Origin of the sequence: Jingyaoa shaoxingensis (assembly GCF_014385005.1) — a bacterium.
Lineage (GTDB): Bacteria > Bacillota > Clostridia > Lachnospirales > Lachnospiraceae > Marvinbryantia > Marvinbryantia shaoxingensis.
This window is the reverse complement of sequence record NZ_JACRSZ010000052.1, coordinates 1-1724: the sequence shown is the minus strand read 5'-3', so window position 1 is coordinate 1724 and position 1724 is coordinate 1. Positions and strand designations below refer to the sequence as shown.

Here is a 1724-nt window from a genome sequence, read left to right as displayed (position 1 = left end):
TCCTCGCCACCTAAAGGACGCCACTGAAAAAGTGGTCGTAAAATCATATATCTGATATAATTAAGGTATCATAATTGTCGGAGGTTGAAATGTTATCATCCCAACTTAAACTTAGCCTTAGTTATTATTCAGATTTATATGACATGATTGTTCCAAAAGATCATATTCTAAGAAAAATCAGGGAATTGGTCGATTTTTCTTTTATATATGATGAATTAAAAAATAAATATTGCCTTGATAATGGACGTAATGCAAAAAACCCTATATTGCTATTTAAATATCTGCTTTTAAAATATCTTTATAACCTTTCTGATAATGGTGTTGTTGAAAGATCACGATATGATATGTCTTTTAAATATTTTCTGGAATTAACGCCAGAAGAAGAAGTTATCCATCCTAGTCTTTTAACCAAATTCAGAAAGCAGCGTTTAAAAGATGAAAATATACTTGATCTGCTCATAAATAAAAGTGTAGAACTTGCCATAAATCAAGGTGTTTTAAAAAGCAATACTATAATTGTTGACTCAACTCATACAGAAGCCCGTTATCATAAAACTACTCAGAGAGAAATGTTGAAAAAAGCCTCTACTTCTTTAAAAGCAGCTTTAAAAGATTCTGATAAAGACATTTATCTGCCAGATGAACCTGAAAAACGAGCTTCTTTAGATGAGTATAATGAATACTGTCATGAATTATTAAACACAGTCCAGGAAAGTCCGTATTCAGAACTGCCAACGATTAAAGAAGAATCTTCTATGTTATCCGAAATTTTGGATAATCAGATTGATTGTTATGATCAATCCATTGACCCGGATGCCCGGATTGGCCATAAAACGGTCAATTCTTCTTTTTACGGATACAAAACTCATTTGGCCATGACAGATGAACGGATTATCACGGCAGCAACAATCACATCCGGCGAAGCATTTGATGGACAGGAACTTCCAGTACTGGTTCAAAAAAGTAAAGCAGCAGGTGCAACCGTTAATGAAGTAATAGCAGATACCGCATATTCCACACTGGAAAATTTAAAAGATGCACAAAGCAATGACTATAAATTAATTTCAAAGCTTAACCCGAGCATCATAAAAGGGACTCGTTCAGAGGACGGCTTTATCTTTAATAAAGATGCGGATACCATGCAGTGCCCAGCGGGGCATTTGGCTATAAAATATCGAATTGCCAAACGTAGTAATCAGAAAAAGAATACACGTATCAAATATTTTTTCGATATTAATAAATGCCATGTCTGTCCTTCTCGTAATGGCTGCTATAAAGAAAATGCAAAAACCAAAACGTATAGTATCACTATTAAATCGGATTATCATAAAAATCAAGAGGCGTTTCAAAAAACACAATATTTCAAGGAACGTTTCAAAACCCGCTATATGATAGAGGCAAAAAATAGTGAATTAAAAAATATGCACGGATATAGTTGTTGTGATGCTGCTGGACTATCAAACATGCAACTTCAAGGAGCAGTATCAATATTTGCAGTCAATTTAAAACGAATTTTAAAACTAAAGGGAGAAGTCTGCCAAAATGAGAAAAAATAGGAAAATTCATCTCTCAAAAGGGTAGATTTTGCATCCCTCAAAACACTATTTTAGCAATATTTTATTATCAAGGAACATTTTTGCACATATTTGACGCCCTGTGGTACTAAACTTACCACTTTTTCAGTGGCGTCCCTAAAGAGGTGGGAGTCATCTCACATCTGATAT

Annotated in this window: 1 protein-coding gene; it reads left to right on the top strand. The window is 33.9% G+C overall.

What is annotated here, in order from left to right; genetic code table 11:
- The first annotated feature begins 89 nt into the window (after positions 1-89).
- The gene (locus tag H8716_RS17395) at positions 90-1556 is read left to right on the top strand and encodes an IS1182 family transposase (RefSeq protein WP_249310223.1); all 1467 of its coding nucleotides are present in this window, start codon (positions 90-92) and stop codon (positions 1554-1556) included.
- Positions 1557-1724: the final 168 nt, after the last annotated feature.

What these genes read in the sequence shown, in the direction of transcription:
- H8716_RS17395 (WP_249310223.1), top strand. Translation starts at nt 90, where the DNA reads ATGTTATCATCCCAACTTAAACTTAGCCTTAGTTATTATTCAGATTTA.